Below are 18,629 nucleotides of genomic sequence, written 5' to 3' on the forward strand. Positions count from 1 at the left end.
TGTGTTACTTATGCTTTCGCGAAAGCGCAACCCTACAAACTCAAGTAATACCCCAGATTTATCCAGAATCTATGATTTGCAGTAGCTTTAAGAAATGAATCCATACGGTAGTCTACGCCAACCTCTAGTTTATTTGCATCGTTTACATAATACCCCAAAGTAGGCACAAACCTGACCTCTAGGTCTGTGGCATCTCCTTGAATGGAATATACATACTCGTTCCCTAGTTTTAAATACACTTCTCCTGGGTCTATAAACTCACCATTGAGCGATATATCTGAAGACAATCTGTATCGCGCTCTAAACTCAACTTTTTGCCTAGCATTAAATGTTTGATCTGTACGGAAGCGATGCCCCAAACGGAAACCAAAATAAGGTACAGTAAATGAGTACTGTTGTATCGCACGGTGTATAAGGTCCTTGTCACGGAAGCGAGCTAAATATCCTATCCCCACTTTTGCATCTACTCCCACAGTGCGCGTGGCAACCGTGGTGACATCTAGTAATGAGTAAAATACATCTGTATCATTAGCACCCTTAAAATCGCCTTCACTTACTTCAAAACGTGGCGCAAATTCTACATTGATATTCCATAGCGCATTGATTTTTGTGCCAATATTTACTTCTGGAAGTATACCCACTTCATAAAGCGATTGCCCGTAAAGCAACGTGCTCGTAAAAAATATGAGTATAAAGGATGAGAATTTAAACATACTCAAAAGCGTAAAATATTATCACGTCGTATGCTTACTTGAGACCTACTTATGAAGGCTCCTTTCTCGTTAAAAAGAACTTCATAACGCTTTGATTTTTTACCAGAATTACGTGTTTTTACAACGACCTCATAATACGGAATGAGCGATGAGGCTACGAGCTTTTTTGCAGTTCTATTTATTATTTCGTTTACCGTATTGTTATACTGCGCTTGTATTTTTTCTACCTTAAAATAATCAAATTCTTGCTCAAAATAGCTGGTTATCTCATGTTTAGTGCCTTCTGGTAAATCTCCTAAGCCAATAACTATTTCTACATCTTCTAGCACACCATCTGTTGTAAACTCTACACTATGACGTTGTCCTTTATATTTAAATTTTGCTTCAATACTAGCACCATTATCACCTACTTCTTGTAGCCATTTTACAGAACGATTTATATTAAAGGTGGCAATAAAGTCTTTTGCTTTTTGCGGTACAAGCTCGGGTTTAATTCGGTATTCTCTTTCGGTTTTTACGGCATCTTGTACTTGCGCACGACTCACTGATGTCAGTAGCAAGACACAGGTACACAATAAGAAAAAAGAATACTTAGTCCACACGATCTGTCTTTTTTGAGTTAAATAACCATCCCAGGGGTAACCAAATCACAAAGAACAGAAACTTCCCAGTTACTAAACCTATAATGGTAATAATTGCAGCGATTACCGCAAGCGAATTTTTCCAAGATTTACTCATCCCCTCCTGAGATCTTTGCGCTTACTTTTTGAGTACTCGCTGGCATCAATGGTCTTAATAATGCGACAACGTCATTTACAGTTTTTGCATCGTCAGATTTTAAGAGAAGTCTAAGTCCTTTCGACAGTTTCTTTTCTTTGATGCTCACGCGGTATGCATTTTCTTGTACAAACTTAAGCACACGTCCAAAGGTAGGACTCTGGTAAAAAGAGCTCTGCTGGTCTGCAATAAAGAAGCCTGTGAGTTTGCCATTTTTCATTACTACTTTCTCTAGGCCTATCTTAGTTGCTACCCACTTAATGCGCACAGAGTCCAGCAAGTCTTCGGCCTCATCTGGTAAGGGTCCAAAACGATCTACAAGTTTTGCCTCAAAGGCATCAAGCTGTTCTTCGGTTTTTACATTATTCAGCTCAGTGTAGAGACTAAGGCGCTCTGTAATGCTATTAACATAATCATCTGGGAAGAGAAGACTAAAGTCGGTATCAAGTACAGTGTCTTTTACGTATTCTCTTTCTTCTTTCGCGAAAGCGGGATCATCTTTATACAGCTCTGCAAACTCATCTTCTTTGAGTTCATCTATGGCCTCATTGAGGATTTTTTGATAGGTATCAAAACCTATTTCATTAATAAAGCCGCTCTGTTCTCCTCCTAATAAATCTCCTGCACCACGTATCTCAAGATCTTTCATCGCGATATTAAAACCGCTTCCTAGTACAGAAAACTGCTCTAGCGCCTGGATACGTTTTCTAGCATCCTCGGTCATTACAGAGTATGGCGGTGTGATAAAATAACAGAAGGCCTTTTTATTACTTCGTCCCACACGACCACGCATCTGGTGTAGGTCTGAGAGTCCAAAGTTATTTGCATTGTTTATAAAAATGGTATTTGCATTAGGTACATCAAGACCACTCTCTATAATGGTGGTTGAGACCAGTACATCAAACTCCCCATTCATAAACGAGAGCATTTTTGCCTCTAGGGCTTTACCTTCCATCTGGCCGTGACCTACGCCTACTTTTGCATCTGGCACAAGACGCTGTATGAGGCCAGCGACTTCCTTTATATTCTCTATACGATTATGAATAAAAAATACCTGCCCACCACGTTGTATCTCATACGAGACTGCATCTCGTATCACCTCTTCTGAGAAGCGCACAACATTACTTTCTATAGGGTAACGGTTAGGTGGTGGCGTGGTGATGGTGCTAAGATCACGAGCCGCCATAAGTGAGAATTGTAAGGTACGAGGTATAGGTGTTGCTGTAAGTGTGAGCGTGTCTACGGTCTCTGAGATAGTCTTGAGTTTATCTTTTACGGCTACACCAAACTTCTGCTCTTCGTCAATTACTAGGAGACCTAGGTCTTTAAAAATGACATTTTTACTAGTGAGCTGGTGCGTACCTATCACAATATCTACCGCGCCACTCTCGAGGCCGGCGAGCACTTCTCTTTTTTCTTTGGCAGTACGGAAACGGTTAAGATACTCTACCGTCACTGGGAAACCTTTAAGGCGTTCTTTAAACGTACGCGCGTGTTGATAGGCAAGTATTGTGGTAGGAACTAGTATTGCTACCTGCTTACCGTTATCTACCGCCTTAAACGCAGCACGTATGGCAACTTCTGTTTTACCAAAACCTACATCACCACACACTAGTCTATCCATAGGGCGATCGCTCTCCATATCGCGTTTTACATCTTCTGTAACGCTGCTTTGATCTGGAGTGTCTTCATATATAAAACTCGCTTCTAGCTCGTGCTGCATATGGGTATCTGGCCCAAAGGCATATCCCTTTTGCAAGCGGCGTTTTGCATAGAGTTTTATAAGGTTAAAGGCTATGTGTTTTACCTTAGATTTTGTTTTGGCTTTAAGCTTTTTCCAAGCTTGGCTTCCTAGTTTATATACTTGTGGCGGCTTACCATCCTTACCGTTATACTTGGTGATTTTATGTAATGAGTGTATACTCAAGTATAAGATGTCACGCTCACCATAAATGAGCTTGATGGCTTCTTGCATTTTACCTTCAACGTCTATCTTTTTGAGTCCGCCAAATTTTCCTATACCGTGATCTATGTGCGTGACATAATCACCTACACTTAGATTAGTAAGCTCCTTGAGCGTGATGGCTTGCTTTTTTGCATAGCCATTTTTGATATTAAACTTATGGTAGCGTTCAAAGATCTGGTGATCTGTATACACCACCATTTTTGTATCATTATCTACAAAACCTTGATAAAGTGATAGCACAATGGTCTCATAGGACGATACAATAGCATCTGCATCATCAAAAATGTCTTGAAAACGCTTTGCTTGCTGCTCACTACTACAGGTGATAATATTCTTATAACCACGAGCGTGGTTGTCATTTAAGTTTTCTATAAGGAGGTTAAACTGCTTATTAAAAGATGGCTGTGGCGCCACATCAAAGGTGATGCTATGTTCTATCTCACCTACCTCTGCGCTACTTCCTAAATCTATAGTGGTAAAAGAGTCTAGTTGTTCTTTTAGATTTTTGCCGTGACAAAAAAGCTCTTCTGGTGAGTTGCGTTTTACCTCTTGTGAGAGGTTTTCAAAAGCTTCTTCGGCTTTAGAAAAGTTTTGATCTGTACGATCATATAGCAAGGACCTGTTTTTAATAAAAACGACTGTCTTTGCAGAGATGTATTTTAAGAAACTAGCTCTTGTTTCTTCTAATGCCTTGTTCTCCACATTAGGCATTATTGATATTTTCTTTACTTGGTCTAACGACAGCTGACTCTCAACATCAAAGGTTCTAATACTATCTACCTCATCGCCAAAAAATTCTATACGGTACGGCCTGTCGTGCGAAAATGAAAATACATCTACAATACCTCCACGCACCGAAAATTCACCCGGCTCTGTTACAAAATCTACTCTTTTAAAACGATACTCAAAGAGCATCTCATTTATAAAATCTAGCGATAACTTATCGTTTACAGTAACCTTGAGCGTTTGTCTATCTAGCTCCTTACGTGTCACTACTTTTTCAAATAACGCATCTGGATACGTCACGATAAGAGCTGGCTTTTTACGTGAGTTTACACGATTAAGCACCTCTGCACGCAACAAGATATTGGCATTATCTGTCTCCTCAATCTGATAAGGACGCCTGTAACTGCCAGGGTAAAAGAGTACGTTTTCTTCCTTGCGCAAGGCTTCAAGATCATTGAGATAGTAAGCCGCTTCTTCCTTATCATTAAGGATTAACAATACGGGGCGCTCTCGGCCTTCAAAAAGCTGACTTACAGCAAAAGATAATGACGATCCCGTGAGACCTTTTGCTTGTATACGTTGAGAATGGGCAATAGCTTCCCCTAGTTTCTGCAGTGGCAGAGACTGTGCAAAGTGCTGTGAGAGTTCTGATTTACTCAAGAAATAAGATTTTTTACAAAGATAGTCTTGAGTACGCTTTCGCGAAAGCTTAAAAAGTAAATGGTTTCTTAAATTAAACAAACGTTTTGAACAGAGTAAATAAAATAAATTAAATTATTTTTCTCTAATTGTGATTTATTGAAATTTCCTGCGAATAATAAGGTATACCCAAAATACGAAACAGCTTGAATAAGCAAATTACATTTATTGACATTGTCAAAAGGCACAGAGGCATTTTATATAAAGTGATCACAATGTACTGTACAAACGATGATGATAAAAAAGACTTAGAACAAGAGATTCTCATCCAGATTTGGAAATCTTTAAGCTCTTATAATGATAGCTATGCAATAACCACGTGGTTGTATAGAATCTCAATGAATGTTGCTATCTCACATTATCGTAAAACGTTCAAGAAAAAAAGTAACACTGTACGACTAGATACAAGTTTACTTGAATTCACTCCAGCTCCTGAGACTAGTGAAGGGAGTTATGAGCAGGAGCGTTTAAGAAAATTGCTAGCTGGTCTCAATGAATTTGATAAAGCCTTAATGTTTTTATATCTGGAGGATAAAGACTATGAGGTCATTGCAGATATTTTAGGTATTACAAAAACAAATGTAGCGACTAAGATTAGTCGTATTAAAAACCGATGGAAGCAGGAGCTTTCATCTGCTAAAAACTAATATTATGAATATAGACGATATAAAAAATATTTGGAAAGAGGATATGAACCAATTGGAGGCTCGTGTACAATTCAATGAAAATAAAATCAAACAACTTGAACTTAACAAATCTCAGAGTAGCTTTAATAAGTTTTTAAACATATCGCTCGCAGGAAAAAATATGGCTCTCATTTATGCGATAGCTTCACTGTTTCTTATGTACAAATTATGGGGGAGTGCTTTTTATGTAGGAATTGTAAGTATTGGTGCAGCAGCAATGATTTTCTCATACATACAACACAGTCCTCTCAAAAAATTAAATATTGAGAGTCTAAGTATAATTGCACTTCAAAAGGAGGTAAGTAAATTTAGAATTCACACTGCAAAGACCGCTATTTATGACCTATCAATAGTGGGTATATGGATGGCTACTGTAGGAGTGGGCTTTTATGCGTGGACTTCTGGAGGTAATCATACCCTTAATCTCGCAAAGGGAATATGGATTAGTGTTGCAATCCTTACTTGGTTCATTGTCGCTTATTTTGGAAGCAAATTCATTTATAAAGACATAGATGAAAAATTAAAAGAAAGTGAAAATATTCTTGCCAATCTGTCTAAGTACGAAACGAGCTAGTGTACTTGAACATATGCTAAAACCCAATACTGACTAGTATTGGGTTTTTTGCTTTCGCGAAAGCGCTATTTACTTTTTACCATTTTCATAACATTACACCTCTCTTCTATTTTCTACTTTTAAAGTATGAAACATTGGACAGATCATCAGCTAGCATTTGTAATCGCGCGTATTACCATAGGAATCAACTTCTTATTGCACGGGGTAGTGCGACTTCCTAAAATGGAAGGCTTTGCCAGCGGACTATCAAAAGGTTTTGAGGGAACAATGTTACCACCCGCTCTGGTGGAGCCTATCGCTTTTGGACTACCTATTGTCGAGCTTGTGCTTGGCATCTTATTAATTATAGGATTTAAAACACGTCTTGCCGCAGCACTAAGTTTTGTATTAATCACATTATTAATGGCGGGAACTTCTTTTAAGGAAGACTGGGATCTGGTAGGCTCACAAATGATTTATGTAATTTTCTTCTTCATCTTTATTAAAAATTTACGTCACAATACGTTTGCCATAGACGGCACTTCTAAAACGGTAGTTGACGGATTTTCAAACCAGCAGCAATAATATTTTTTATAGATTTTATAAGAGTTGTGAGTACGCTTTCGCGAAAGCGTGATTAAGATTTTACAATTTCCATAACACCCAAAGGCAGATTACCGCACTACCTTTATAAAAAAAAGAAGGTATGGGATTTAAACATTATGACGTTTTTGTAATAGGATCGGGCAGCGCAGGTAGACAGGTGGCAACACGTTGTGCTAAAGAAGGAATGAAAGTAGCCATTGCAGATAATCGTGAGTATGGCGGCACCTGCGCAAATAGAGGTTGTGACCCCAAAAAAGTACTCCTTAACGCCAGTGAAATCATTGCTAGAACGAGCGATATGGCAGCGGTAGGCGTGACCGAAATCCCAAAAATAGACTGGCAAGCGCTTCAAAAATTCAAAGAAAAGTTTGTCTCTGCAATGCCCATAAAAACGGAAGAATCGCTAGATAAACTAGGGATTACAATGTACCACCAGTCGCCTCAATTTATAGAGGAAGGTCTTCTAAGCGTTGAGGGTAAAAAAGTAACGGTAGATAAGGTCGTTATTGCCTCTGGTCTTATCCCTAGACCACTGCACTTTGAAGGTGCTGAGTTGTTTAAAACCTCAGACGATTTTCTTGAATTACCAGCCCTGCCAGAGAGCATTATCTTTGTGGGTGGAGGTTATATCGCTATGGAGTTTGCTCATATCGCGGCACGCTGCGGTGTAGATGTAACAATTATAGAACGTGGTGAGCGTGTTTTAAAAATGTTTGATGCTAGTATCACAGGGCTCTTAGAAGAAGAGTCTAAAAAAATAGGAATCAACTTTATTTTTAATGCAGATGTTATCCGCGCCGAAATGCTTCAAAAAAATACACGCGTTTTTTATACACGTGATGGCGAAGAGCAGAGCGTAAAAGCCGAAATGGTTTTTAATACCTCTGGACGTGTACCCTCTGTAGATATGCTTGCGCTTGACAAAGGAAATGTAGCAACTACCCCTAGAGGCATTAAGGTAAATGAGTATTTACAAAGCACTACTAACCCTAATGTATATGCCTGTGGCGATGTAGCAGACTCTGGTTCTCTACCACTTACCCCACTTTCTAGTAAGGAAGGTAGACACGTAGGTATACAACTAGCTACTGGAACACATACCAAATATGATTTTCCAGCAATACCTACAGCAGTCTATACCACACCACAGCTAGCAATGGTAGGACTCACAGAGGACCAAGCAAAAGAGCAAGGCATTTCTTATAAAGTACTAAGTGAGCACGTTCCAGACTGGTTTAGTGTAAAGAGATTAAACTCAAAGAACTATTGCTACAAAACGCTTAAGGGTGAAAATGATGAGATACTTGGCGCTGAGATTCTAGCGCCAGAGGCGAGTGAGATGATCAACTTATTTGCGATGGCAATACAGCAAAGGCTAACCTGTACACAGTTTAGAGAAACGATTTTTGCATATCCTACATTTGCAAGTGATATGCAGAGTATGGTTTAATTATCAAGAAACCGTTCCTTGAATTTTAAATGAGGAGCGGTTTCCTTATTCTTAAAAGCGTGTAGCATTGTAATTATTACTAATACTACTGCTCCTAGTAAAGCGTAGTAAGCGATGCTCTCATATTGATCTTTATGTCTTATGAATATTGCGACAAGTGCCCACACAGCAACCAGCGCAAACTCTCTCATATTACGTAACCATACCATAAGTACATTTATAAGTACAGCCACAGTAATCATTACCATAGTCCACACAACCTCGTTAAGCTCTGTACCCTTTAGGTCTATACTAGAAAAGAAAGCAGAGAAGTTTGCAATAGTAGCAACGGCTATCCACCCAGAATAAATACAAATAGGCCACCACACAAGTCCAATGACCTCAACGGGAGCATCCCAACGTTCCATATTAGTGCGCCAGATTACGAGTAACAAGCTCGACAAAATTCCTAGCATAATAAGTACAGATAATCCTATGTAATCATACGTAAATGCAACCACCCAAGCTGCGTTAAGAAAATTTGCAATAGCAAACCACCAGCCGGTCTGTATAATAAACGGTGATTCTTTCTTGCTAAAAAAGGCACGACGTATTTGAAAAAGCGAATATCCTATGAGCATTAAGAAAATCACTCCCCAGATAGAAAATGCATATCCTGCTGGAGTAAATAAATTCTCATACTTATCTGAAGCTTCACCTATCGTAGTATTATTCCAGCGCTGGGCTTGTGAAAGTCCGTTTACTGCTAGGACTAATAACACAGAAAGAAAATTAACAATCGCGTAGGTCTTTTTCATAATCACTGATTTTTAGTAAAGTTACATAGGCTACTATGTTCAAACACCCCTAGCTACTGCTAAAATATTCACAAAACCGAAGCTTTCCTTATCCTAAGATCTCATCTGCAAATTTTTCGCAAAGTGCTAGAGTATCTTTTACATCGTCAAAAGTAGTACGTGGATTAATCAAACACATACGAAGCACTACTTGCTTATTGAGAATTGTAGTTACAAGTTGAGCCTCTCGAGATGCCGTCACCATCCCAGAAATTTTCTGATTAAGTTCATCTAATTTCTTCTCTGAAAAATCAGTACCTAAAGGATTATATCTAAAATTAATAATCGCTAGCGTAGCTGGTGATACAATCTCCCATTTTTTACTTTTACGAAGTAGCTTCTCGGTCTTTTCGGCTATTTTGATGTTATATGTGATAGCATTTCTAAATCCTTCTAGTCCAAATGTTTTTAAAGACATATAGAATTTAAGTGCTCTAAAACGTCTTGTAAGCTGGACACCGTGATCATAAAAGTTAATCTCAGATTCATTGCCTTCTATATCTCTTAAATACTCTGGCTTCTCAAGAAAGGTACTTTTCAAGTATTTGTGATTGCGTATTAATAAACAACCCATCTCGTAAGGTTGGAAGAACCATTTGTGCGGATCTACAGTGAGAGAATCTGCTTTAGAAATTCCTTTTAAAAGTTCTTTGCCATTTTTTGCAAGAATTGCTGCTCCTCCGTATGCTCCATCTATGTGAAACCACAGTTTCTCTTCTTTACAGATTTTTGAAATTTCAGTAAGAGGATCTACTGTTCCCGTATTTGTAGTTCCTGCAGTAGCAATTACACAAAACGGATTGTAACCTTCCAGTCTATCACGAGCAATAGCACTACGAAGTTTTATAGTAGAAAATTTAAATTCTGAATCTGTTGGGATTAATCGTATTTGATCTTTTGTAAAACCTACGATACGTAGCGCCTTAATATTTGAAGAGTGCGCTTGATCTGAAAGATAAATGACTGCATTTGCAAAGTCTTCTCCACACATCACACGACGAGCAGTAACAATGGCAGTAAGGTTTGCCATAGATCCTCCACTGGTAAAGATCCCTCCACCTTTTTTTACTGGTAATCCAAAGATTTTAAGCAACCAACTTATCGTTACGATCTCGAGCTCTGCTGCTGGTGGCGACTGTGACCAACCACCAGAAAATATATTAAAACCTGTAGCTAGCGTGTCAGACATTGCACTCACATAGTTACTTGGTCCGGGAACAAATGAAAATGACTTAGGATGTGTAATGATTGCACTTTGCTTCATCACCTTCTCTATCACAAACTCCAGCACTTCTTGTGGATCTGAAGCTTTTTCTGGTGCTTCTTCTAGAAACAAGGAATCCATTTCCTCTCGTGTTCCAGAAGCTAAAGGAAACTTACTGTTTTGAGTTTCAAAATGTTCTACTACAGCATCTACTATACGATATCCGTATGCTGTCATTTCTTCTTTTGAAAGTTCTAATTTATCTCTATCCATCACCTGTTGTATTAAGGCTGCAAAGTTAGACTATTGCTCAGACCATTAAAAATGTGTGCCATAGTAATTAGAAATAAGATCCTAATTAATAGTACTTCTATAAGATAGCTAATAAACTATAATTCAATTAAGATAACTTCCTCCGGAGTTAACACAAATACCTCATCACCTTCTTCTGGTTCTAATAAATAATTACCCGTAAAAGTGCCAAAAGCTGGCAATATGAGCTGACTTTTTTTCTTAAAAAAACAAGGCATTTTTAAGGCTTGTCTTCCCATACCCTGCAGCCGAACTCCTGGGTGAATATGACCACAAAAATTATATAGCCCATCTCGTTCTTCAGGATGGTGCGTGAGTAAAAAACCATCAATGATTCTTTCGTCATAAATTGTAATGCCCAGTCCTTCAAATCGTAATGGAGAGATGATGTCATGATTTCCAATCACCAGCGTAAATCTCACAGTCTGGTCACTTATCCATTTTTCAAAATAAGCCCATTCTATATTAAGGTCAGAATGAAATAAGTCTCCTAGAAAGCAAACCTCCTTAGGGTTGTAACAAGCAATTGCTTTATCTAACTGTTCAAAATTAGTTTGTATCGCCTCTTGAGGAACAGCACTACCATGTTTTCTAAAATGAGCTACTTTTCCAAAATGCACATCGGCAATGAGTAATATATCTTGCTCCTGCCAGTACATTGCGCCAGTAGGATGTAGTAAAAATGTATTATTAAAAATTGTAGTTTGAGTCACATGGTAAAGTTACAAATGACACTACTTCTTTTACAACTTCCGCGTATCTTTATCATGTGCAAAATCAATACGATTATATTATTCTAGGTGCTGGTCTTTCTGGACTAACAACGGCGCTTCGTATGGCAAGAGATCCCTTTTTTAAAAATGCGTCTATTGCTATCATCGATCAAGATCTCCATAAAAAAAATGATCGCACTTGGTGTTTTTGGGAGACCACTCCGGATCTGTTTGAAAGTGTCGTTTCTTACTCTTGGCCTTCGGTGCTAATTAAAGGAAATAAACAAAGTACGACCATAGACATATCTCCATATACCTACAAAAAGGTGGAGAGTGAACAATTATACGCTTTCGCGAAAGCGGAATTATCGCAACATAGCAATATCACGTTTATACAAGGTAAACTAACGCATGTCACTGAAAAAGAAAACGGAGCAATTGCAAAAACTATTGATCATGAATATCATGCTGCCACAATTTTAAATAGTATTTACAAGCCAGAGCAGCTAGAAAATCAACAAGAAGCCGTGGTATTACAGCAGCACTTTGTAGGCTGGTTTGTAAAAACTGACAAGGCTGTTTTTAATCCAAAAGTAGCAACGTACATGGATTTTAGCATACCCCAAAAAGGTAATTGCAGATTTATGTATGTACTTCCTACGTCTACTCAAGAGGCACTTATAGAGTACACACTGTTTTCTAAAGATTTACTACCAAAGGAAGAATACGAAAAAGCTATAAAAGATTATTTAAATAATCTTGGAGTGACAGATTATGAAATCACAGATCGAGAATATGGTAGCATCCCTATGACCACTTATGATTTTACACAACATAATAGCAAGCATATATTACACATAGGTACCGCAGGTGGGTGGACAAAAGCGAGTACAGGATATACGTTTAAGCATACCTTAAAAAAATCGGCGGCGCTTATTGACTTTTTAAAAAGTGGTAAACCTCTAAAAAATTATAGCCTTAAAAACCGTTGGACTTTTTATGATGGCGTATTACTTGAAGTGCTTGCTGCGCACAATGAACGTGGTGCAGAGATTTTTACACGCATGTTTAAAAAGGGAAAAGCCGCACATATCTTTAGATTTCTAGATGAAGAATCATCCTATAAAGATGAGCTTGAAGTTATTTTAAGTGCGCCTAAAATTCCTTTTATAAAAGCGGCATTTAAAGTGTTATTTAAAAAGTAGTACATTATTTATTTGAGAAGATGTCTACCAGACCATCGAGTGTATCGACATTATAATCTGGCTTTTGAGCTAGTGGATACATTTGTTTACCTGGCCTGCTTATAAACGTAGTTTGCATTCCTGCTTTTTTTGCACCAGTAATATCCCAACCGTGAGCAGCAATCATCATAGCATCCTCTGCTTCTACATTCAATTTTGAAAGTGCCCAACTATAAACTTCTAAGCTAGGTTTAAAAGCTCCTACAGTCTCGCAACTCAACAAGGTGTCAAAGTTATCTTTTATTTCAGCATATGCTAACTTCTGGGCTAGTCCAGAAATTGATGAATTTGTGAGCGCAACGAGCTTGAAACCTTGATCCCTGAGCGCCTCTAATGCTTGTTTTACCTCTTTATAAGGCATCAAACTTTTAAAAGGTTTAATCACCGCATCTTCGGCTTGCTCTTTTGTAATGGTAATATCATTACCTGCGGCTACCATTTGCAATGCTGCGACACCTATCTCGCTAAAATCTTTATAATCTCCTGTTACGTTTTCAACTAGTGAGTAATGTAATAACGTGCTGAACCATAATGGTACAAGCTCCTCCCTCCCATTTAAAGCAGTAGTGACACTCTTCTTTAACGCTGTAAGCTCTAAAAGAGTTTCGTTAACATCAAAAAATAATACGGAAGGCGTCTTCATAACGTTGTTTTGTTACAAAGTTACTAAGCGCTATACACAATGTATCTTAAAGAAATAGTAAGGTTATACTAAGAAAGACGTTAAATACCTCGTTCTTTTTGAATCTGCTCGTAAGCTTCTTGCACGTTTCTAAACTTCTCCTCGGCACCTTTTCGGTAGGCTTCATCCATGTCCATAAGTTTATCTGGATGATATTTTTTGGCCATGGTTCTAAAGGCTTTCTTCACCTCATCATTGGTGGCAGACTTATCTATCTCTAGTATTTTATACGCACTATCTGCTTTCTTAACAAACATGTTTTTAATACTCTCAAAATCCTGATGGTTGATTCTAAAATATCCTGCAATAGTCCCCAGGACATTTACCTCTGGCTGACTTATTTGCCCATCTGCTCCTGCGATACCAAATAAGAAGTGCAAAATCTGTAATCTAACCTCATAACGCGTTCTAGCATTAAGGTATGTACATATCTTTGATGCCGAAATCTCACGATTTTTAATTACATCATTAAAAGTTCTAAAGGTTGCATTTGCACGCTCCTTTCCATACGCTCTTACAAAGTATGCTCTAGCATAGTCTAGTTCTGTCTTACTTATTTTTCCATCTGCCTTAATCACAATAGATGCTAGTGAAAGCAAGTTAAGTTCAAAATCACCAGGTGAGACATTCTGCTGTGTGGCTTGCTCAAAAACATCCTTAAAGCGTTGGCCACGAGACCCACCCTCAGATGCTCCCTTATTTGTACTCATCATCATGTCTATCACATTGCCGATAATGTAGCCTATTAAAGCTCCAAAAAATCCACGTCCCAAAAACCAACCTACTACGGCTCCTATATATTTAATCATAAGTAATTCTCAATCTTTTAGAACTGCAAATCTACGAGTTCTTAAGATTAGACGAGGGCTCATATCCTTTGTTACGCTTTTGTGTCATACTTACAGCTTGTTATAAAAGCGATAGGAAATTATAGTAAGAATCTGACATATTTTCCGTCATACAAAGGAGGAACACTTTTTGTACCTTTGTTATCAAAATATATTGATTATGTATCCACCAGATTTAGTAAAACCTATGCGTGAAGACCTTACCAGAAATGGCTTCACAGAATTACATACAACAGACGACGTACACGCTGCAATGAAAAAAGAAGGAACGACCCTTATGGTTGTAAACTCTGTTTGTGGTTGTGCTGCTCGTAACGCACGCCCAGCTGCTGTACATGCTACAGTAAACGGGAAGACGCCAGACAACTTATTTACTGTGTTTGCAGGAGTAGACGGCGAGGCAACAGATCTTGCTCGTTCTTTTATGGTACCATTTCCTCCATCAAGCCCTTCTATGGCGCTTTTTAAAGATGGAGAGTTAGTACATATGTTAGAGCGTCACCACATTGAGGGAAGACCTGCAGAAATGATTGCAGAAAACCTTATGGATGCTTTTAACGAGCACGTAGAGTAATCTGCAAACTTTAGTCGCTAGACGGCAATAAAAATAAGCCACTCTTTTTAGGGTGGTTTTTTTATGCGTATGCATTTTGTTTTCAGTGCGCTTTCGCGAAAAAGTAACATTTCAAACTACATGGTTTTGCCATAAGTAACCTTGTAGGTCTGAAACAAACTGCCGACATTTGAGATTATAATCTATTCTACCTCTTCTGAAGATGACACAAGAACACCAAGAACTCATAGACAACACCATCACCTTTGTAAAAACCACCCTTGCAAATGCCGAAGGTGGTCATGACTGGTTTCATATAGAACGGGTGTATAAAAGCGCCGTAAAGATAGCTCAAGGAGAAAAGGTAGATCCTCTCGTTGTAGCGCTTGGCGCGTTATTACATGACATTGCAGATTCAAAATTTTTTAATGGTGATGAAACTATTGCTCCTAAAATGGCAACAGAGTTTTTGTTAAACCAAAACTGTGATAGTACCGTAATTGAACATGTTGTACAAATCATTAAAAACATATCCTTTAAAGGCGGAAATAAAGCGCAAGCGTTTACATCTCCAGAGCTAGATGTTGTACAAGATGCAGATAGACTAGACGCAATAGGAGCCATAGGGATTGCACGCACCTTTAACTACGGAGGGTTTAAAAATAGAAAACTCTACGATCCAGCAATAGCACCTCAGCTGGATATGACAGTAGAGGAGTATAAAAAAAGTACCGCTCCTACCATCAATCACTTTTATGAAAAGCTATTACTATTAAAAGATAGAATGAACACCAAAACCGGTAAGAAAATGGCAGAGAAACGTCACCAATATATGGAAGGCTTTCTAGCCCAATTTTATGCCGAGTGGGAAGGTTTAAAATAGGAAATTATACCTCATTAAAAACCCTGAATGTCAAATGACATTCAGGGTTTTTTTATTCAAATTTTCGCGAAAGCGTACATTGTAATCTACTTTTTAAGAGTAACAACTTCTTCTTGTTTTAAGTGCTCTGCAAAAAAGCCCATCATTGCTTTATACAACTCCAACGTGTTTTCTTCTTTCCCAAAACCGTGACCTTCATCATACTTTACCATGTATGGCACCTCGACTCCGCGAGCTCTTAATTGCTCGACAATTTGGTCTGCCTCGTCTATATTTACTCGAGGATCATTTGCTCCTTGCACCACAAATAGTGGCTTTACGATCTTATCTACATGTAAGGCTGGAGAAATCTCATCCATGATTTTCTTCTCCTCTGGCTTGTTAGGATTGTACCAGATGGTATGTAACATATCACGGTACTTCTCCCAGTACGCCGGGATAGTTTCCATAAAGGTATGTAAGTTACTCACACCTACATAATCTACACCACAAGCATATTTTTCTGGTGTTTTAGTCATTCCGCGTAGTACGGCATATCCACCGTGACTTGCACCATAAATGGCAACTTTATCTTTGTCAATCTGTCCGAGGGAAATTGCATAATCTACACCATCTTCTACATCATCCATCGCTTTACGACCTATTTGTCCAAAACCAGAGGTGTAAAATTCTTTACCATATCCACCAGAAATTCTAAAGTTTACGGCTAGCGTAGCATATCCACGGCTAGCAAATAATTGTGCTTCTGGGTTAAAACCCCAGCTATCACGTATCCCTTGCGGTCCTCCATGCGGATTTACAATCATAGGCACTTTTTGACCTTCTTTCACACCATTAGGCATGGTAAGATACCCGTGTAAAGTAATCCCATCACGACTCTTAAAACTGATAGGAGTCATTGCAGCCATATCTTGCTCCTCAAGCTGAGGAAGAATTTTATACAGCAACGTTACCGTATCCTCCTCCACGTCATAGAGGTGATACTCACCTATAATGCGATCGCTCGTTACCACAACCATCATTTTACTCTCATCATCTGTGCGTCCTACCACATAAAAATCTTTATCGCCAAAATCTTTCTGCAAACGCTTTTGTACCTTTTTATAGGTATCACTTACAGGTACGATAACCGCTTTCTCACCATTGTGCGAAAAATAATCAATCTCATAGTTACGCTTTCGCGAAAGCGTAATTCCGCTCACGTCATACGTCTCATCCTTGTACATGGTTGCCAGCACCTTATTTGCTCGCAAATCATAACGCTGAATCTCGATTTTATCTGTCTCAAGATTAGAAACCACATAAGCCGCATCTGGATTATCTGAAGCATAATCAAAACGACTGATACCGAAAGTTTCTCCAAAAGGGACTTCCATTATTTTTACAAACTCACCATCAATATTGTAAAGCAACTCCATGTCTACGCCATTGATAATTCTTGAGATTGCACGTAGCTTTCCATGCTTATCAAAATCATATCCTGCTACCGGTGCATCTCCCTCATGTACGGTGTACAGCTTCTCAATAGCACCCGTGTTGATGTTTAATTTATAAGGCTCTTCTTGTGCAGGGTTGTCCTTATTCATCTGCACGATAACGTGATCCTTGTCCTCCTTAAGAACGGCAAGTACTGCTACTCGTACCTCATCAAAAGGTGTTAACTCTTCATTATCGCTGCCGTCTAGATTTACTCCAAAGAGATGGTAATTTTCATTACCGCCTTTATCTTGAGAGTACACAATGCGATCTTCGCTCGCCCAGAAGTAGCTACGTATTAAATCTTCTTGCTGTTCTACAAGCTTAATTTCTTTTTGAGTAGTCGTATTTTTTAGAAAAAGATCTCTTTTTCCATCTTCTCTACGCTTCATGTACGACAAGTACTTTCCATCTGGTGAAAGTTTAAACGCATACGCCTCTGGCGTCTGGAAGTAATCTTCTACTTTATATTTAAAATCTCCATCTTCTTGTGCAATGAGCTTTGCAAGTGCAACGCTTGATGATGGTAATGATGTATTTCCTGGGAGTGTTTTTTCTGTTTTCATTAATTGTAATGGATAGTCAGTACCTAGCTGAGTGTAGGTTCCTGAGATGTTATCATTTGTAATAGTCCCAAGATACCTCATTTTTAGTTTTGCACTTGTTATAGAAATCTTATTTTCTTCAAGTGTGGCGCTATCCATAGCTATTCCAGACGCTCCTTGCATAGGTACATCCATAGTAGCCGTAAGATTGCCATCTATAGTTTGAAAATTAAAAATAAGTTCAATTTCAACTCCTTGAGCAGTTATAGTCCCTGCATAAGATCCAGTGAGTTGTTGTGCAACTACTTGCTGTGCACAAATGATTATTAAGAGACTGATGATATACTTTATTATTGAGGTCATAATGATTGATTTTAGTAATTAGAAATATGAATAAGGAATAGTATCGCGAGGCCTGTGAGGACTCCTATAGCGAGTTTGCCCATTTGTGCAAACCGCTCTGCATTCATTGTTGGTTTCATAATTGTTTGTTTTGATGATTGATTTTCTTTAATTGAATGATCTCTTAAGCGTGTTATCGCCAACATTAATTATTGTATTACTCCATTTTTTATAGTGATGGTTTCGTGCTTATCTACACCTACAAATTCTAGTTTAAGAAGGTCAACTTCTTCATAACCTTCTACTTCTTCTAGTAGTGCAAGATTGAGACGCGCTACTTCCTTATACAAATTATCGTAAGTACAATTTTTGAGTTCGTATTCGGCTGTTTCCTTAGATACACCATCTTCTTTGCTAAAGTGGATTCCCTTTGTATAGATAAAAGAAGTTACAGACTCGCACTCGCAGTGATCTAGAAGCACTGCTTGAATTGCGTCAGATTTATCTGCACTTAAAGCATCTTTTACTCCGCTTATCGCTCCTGCGATAACTACCCCTGCAAATAATCCAACAACTAGTAAGAGTATATACTTAATTACTTTTTTAAATGATGTCATAATGTTCGGTTTTTAGAATTGATATGTGATTGATTTCTAAAACCAAAGATGTGTTAAGATTGACCTATTTAAAAGAGTAACCGCCCGATTTTAGGAAAATTAGGGCAGTCTATAATCGCCGTAAAGTACTGCTATTACAAGTTAAAATGGATATATGTACGCTTTCGCGAAAGCAAAAAAAACCTTACCCCAATTTTA

At 38.3% G+C, this 18,629-nt stretch carries 17 protein-coding genes; 7 read left to right on the forward strand and 10 right to left on the reverse strand.

Translation table 11 applies throughout. From position 1 onward, the window contains the following. Nucleotides 1–32 precede the first annotated feature (32 nt). The 3 genes from D017_RS04640 to mfd form a co-directional block, all read right to left on the reverse strand. The gene (locus D017_RS04640) at nt 33–713 is read right to left on the reverse strand and encodes a DUF2490 domain-containing protein (RefSeq protein ID WP_051583801.1); all 681 of its coding nucleotides are present in this window, start codon (nt 711–713) and stop codon (nt 33–35) included. Between the two features lie 2 nt (nt 714–715). Then, on the reverse strand, nt 716–1,273 hold the full coding sequence (locus D017_RS14920) for a hypothetical protein (RefSeq protein ID WP_152023862.1): 558 nt from the start codon (nt 1,271–1,273) through the stop codon (nt 716–718). A 170-nt stretch (nt 1,274–1,443) separates the two neighbouring features. Continuing rightward, a complete protein-coding gene (mfd, locus tag D017_RS04650) occupies nt 1,444–4,842 on the reverse strand; it encodes a transcription-repair coupling factor (protein ID WP_035334940.1) in 3,399 nt (1,132 codons plus the stop codon). 185 nt (nt 4,843–5,027) lie between these two features. On the opposite strand from mfd, the gene D017_RS04655 reads away from it, so the two are divergent. From D017_RS04655 to D017_RS04670, 4 genes are all read left to right on the forward strand, one after another. After that, entirely contained in the window at nt 5,028–5,528 is a 501-nt protein-coding gene (locus D017_RS04655; RefSeq protein ID WP_035334941.1) for a sigma-70 family RNA polymerase sigma factor, read from the forward strand. A gap of 4 nt (nt 5,529–5,532) precedes the next feature. After that, nucleotides 5,533–6,141 (forward strand): hypothetical protein, encoded by a 609-nt coding sequence (locus D017_RS04660; RefSeq protein WP_035334942.1) that lies wholly within the window; start codon nt 5,533–5,535, stop codon nt 6,139–6,141. A 126-nt stretch (nt 6,142–6,267) separates the two neighbouring features. Then, on the forward strand, nt 6,268–6,705 hold the full coding sequence (locus D017_RS04665) for a DoxX family protein (RefSeq protein WP_035334943.1): 438 nt from the start codon (nt 6,268–6,270) through the stop codon (nt 6,703–6,705). Nucleotides 6,706–6,826: 121 nt separating this feature from the next. Next, nucleotides 6,827–8,176: an NAD(P)/FAD-dependent oxidoreductase gene (locus tag D017_RS04670; protein ID WP_035334944.1), complete on the forward strand. Its 1,350-nt coding sequence runs from the start codon at nt 6,827–6,829 to the stop codon at nt 8,174–8,176. Here the strand turns inward: D017_RS04670 and D017_RS04675 are convergent. From D017_RS04675 to pdeM, 3 genes are all read right to left on the reverse strand, one after another. Next, a complete protein-coding gene (locus tag D017_RS04675; protein ID WP_035334945.1) occupies nt 8,173–8,973 on the reverse strand; it encodes a tryptophan-rich sensory protein in 801 nt (266 codons plus the stop codon). The genes D017_RS04670 and D017_RS04675 overlap by 4 nt on opposite strands. Nucleotides 8,974–9,061: 88 nt before the next feature. After that, nucleotides 9,062–10,489 carry an aminotransferase class V-fold PLP-dependent enzyme gene (locus D017_RS04680; protein WP_035334946.1) on the reverse strand — a complete coding sequence of 476 codons (1,428 nt, stop codon included), beginning with the start codon at nt 10,487–10,489 and terminating at the stop codon, nt 9,062–9,064. 116 nt (nt 10,490–10,605) lie between these two features. Further along, nucleotides 10,606–11,241: a ligase-associated DNA damage response endonuclease PdeM gene (gene pdeM, locus D017_RS04685; RefSeq protein ID WP_035334947.1), complete on the reverse strand. Its 636-nt coding sequence runs from the start codon at nt 11,239–11,241 to the stop codon at nt 10,606–10,608. 56 nt (nt 11,242–11,297) lie between these two features. On the opposite strand from pdeM, the gene D017_RS04690 reads away from it, so the two are divergent. Then, the gene (locus tag D017_RS04690) at nt 11,298–12,446 is read left to right on the forward strand and encodes a lycopene cyclase family protein (protein WP_035334948.1); all 1,149 of its coding nucleotides are present in this window, start codon (nt 11,298–11,300) and stop codon (nt 12,444–12,446) included. A gap of 4 nt (nt 12,447–12,450) precedes the next feature. On the opposite strand, the gene D017_RS04695 is transcribed toward D017_RS04690, so the two are convergent. Next, nucleotides 12,451–13,128: a haloacid dehalogenase type II gene (locus D017_RS04695; RefSeq protein WP_035334949.1), complete on the reverse strand. Its 678-nt coding sequence runs from the start codon at nt 13,126–13,128 to the stop codon at nt 12,451–12,453. Between the two features lie 80 nt (nt 13,129–13,208). Continuing rightward, nucleotides 13,209–13,976: a TerB family tellurite resistance protein gene (locus tag D017_RS04700; RefSeq protein WP_035334950.1), complete on the reverse strand. Its 768-nt coding sequence runs from the start codon at nt 13,974–13,976 to the stop codon at nt 13,209–13,211. Between the two features lie 199 nt (nt 13,977–14,175). Here D017_RS04700 and D017_RS04705 point away from each other — a divergent pair, with 199 nt between their 5' ends. Continuing rightward, on the forward strand, nt 14,176–14,589 hold the full coding sequence (locus D017_RS04705) for a BrxA/BrxB family bacilliredoxin (RefSeq protein ID WP_035334951.1): 414 nt from the start codon (nt 14,176–14,178) through the stop codon (nt 14,587–14,589). 202 nt (nt 14,590–14,791) lie between these two features. Next, nucleotides 14,792–15,451 (forward strand): HD domain-containing protein, encoded by a 660-nt coding sequence (locus tag D017_RS04710; protein WP_035334953.1) that lies wholly within the window; start codon nt 14,792–14,794, stop codon nt 15,449–15,451. Between the two features lie 86 nt (nt 15,452–15,537). On the opposite strand, the gene D017_RS04715 is transcribed toward D017_RS04710, so the two are convergent. Both D017_RS04715 and D017_RS04720 read right to left on the reverse strand, forming a co-directional pair. Then, nucleotides 15,538–17,835, reverse strand: a complete 2,298-nt coding sequence (locus D017_RS04715; protein WP_035334954.1) for a S9 family peptidase — start codon at nt 17,833–17,835, stop codon at nt 15,538–15,540. A gap of 188 nt (nt 17,836–18,023) precedes the next feature. Further along, entirely contained in the window at nt 18,024–18,431 is a 408-nt protein-coding gene (locus tag D017_RS04720; protein ID WP_035334955.1) for a hypothetical protein, read from the reverse strand. Between the last annotated feature and the right edge of the window lie 198 nt (nt 18,432–18,629).

Origin of the sequence: Dokdonia sp. PRO95 (assembly GCF_000355805.1) — a bacterium.
Taxonomy (GTDB): domain Bacteria; phylum Bacteroidota; class Bacteroidia; order Flavobacteriales; family Flavobacteriaceae; genus Dokdonia.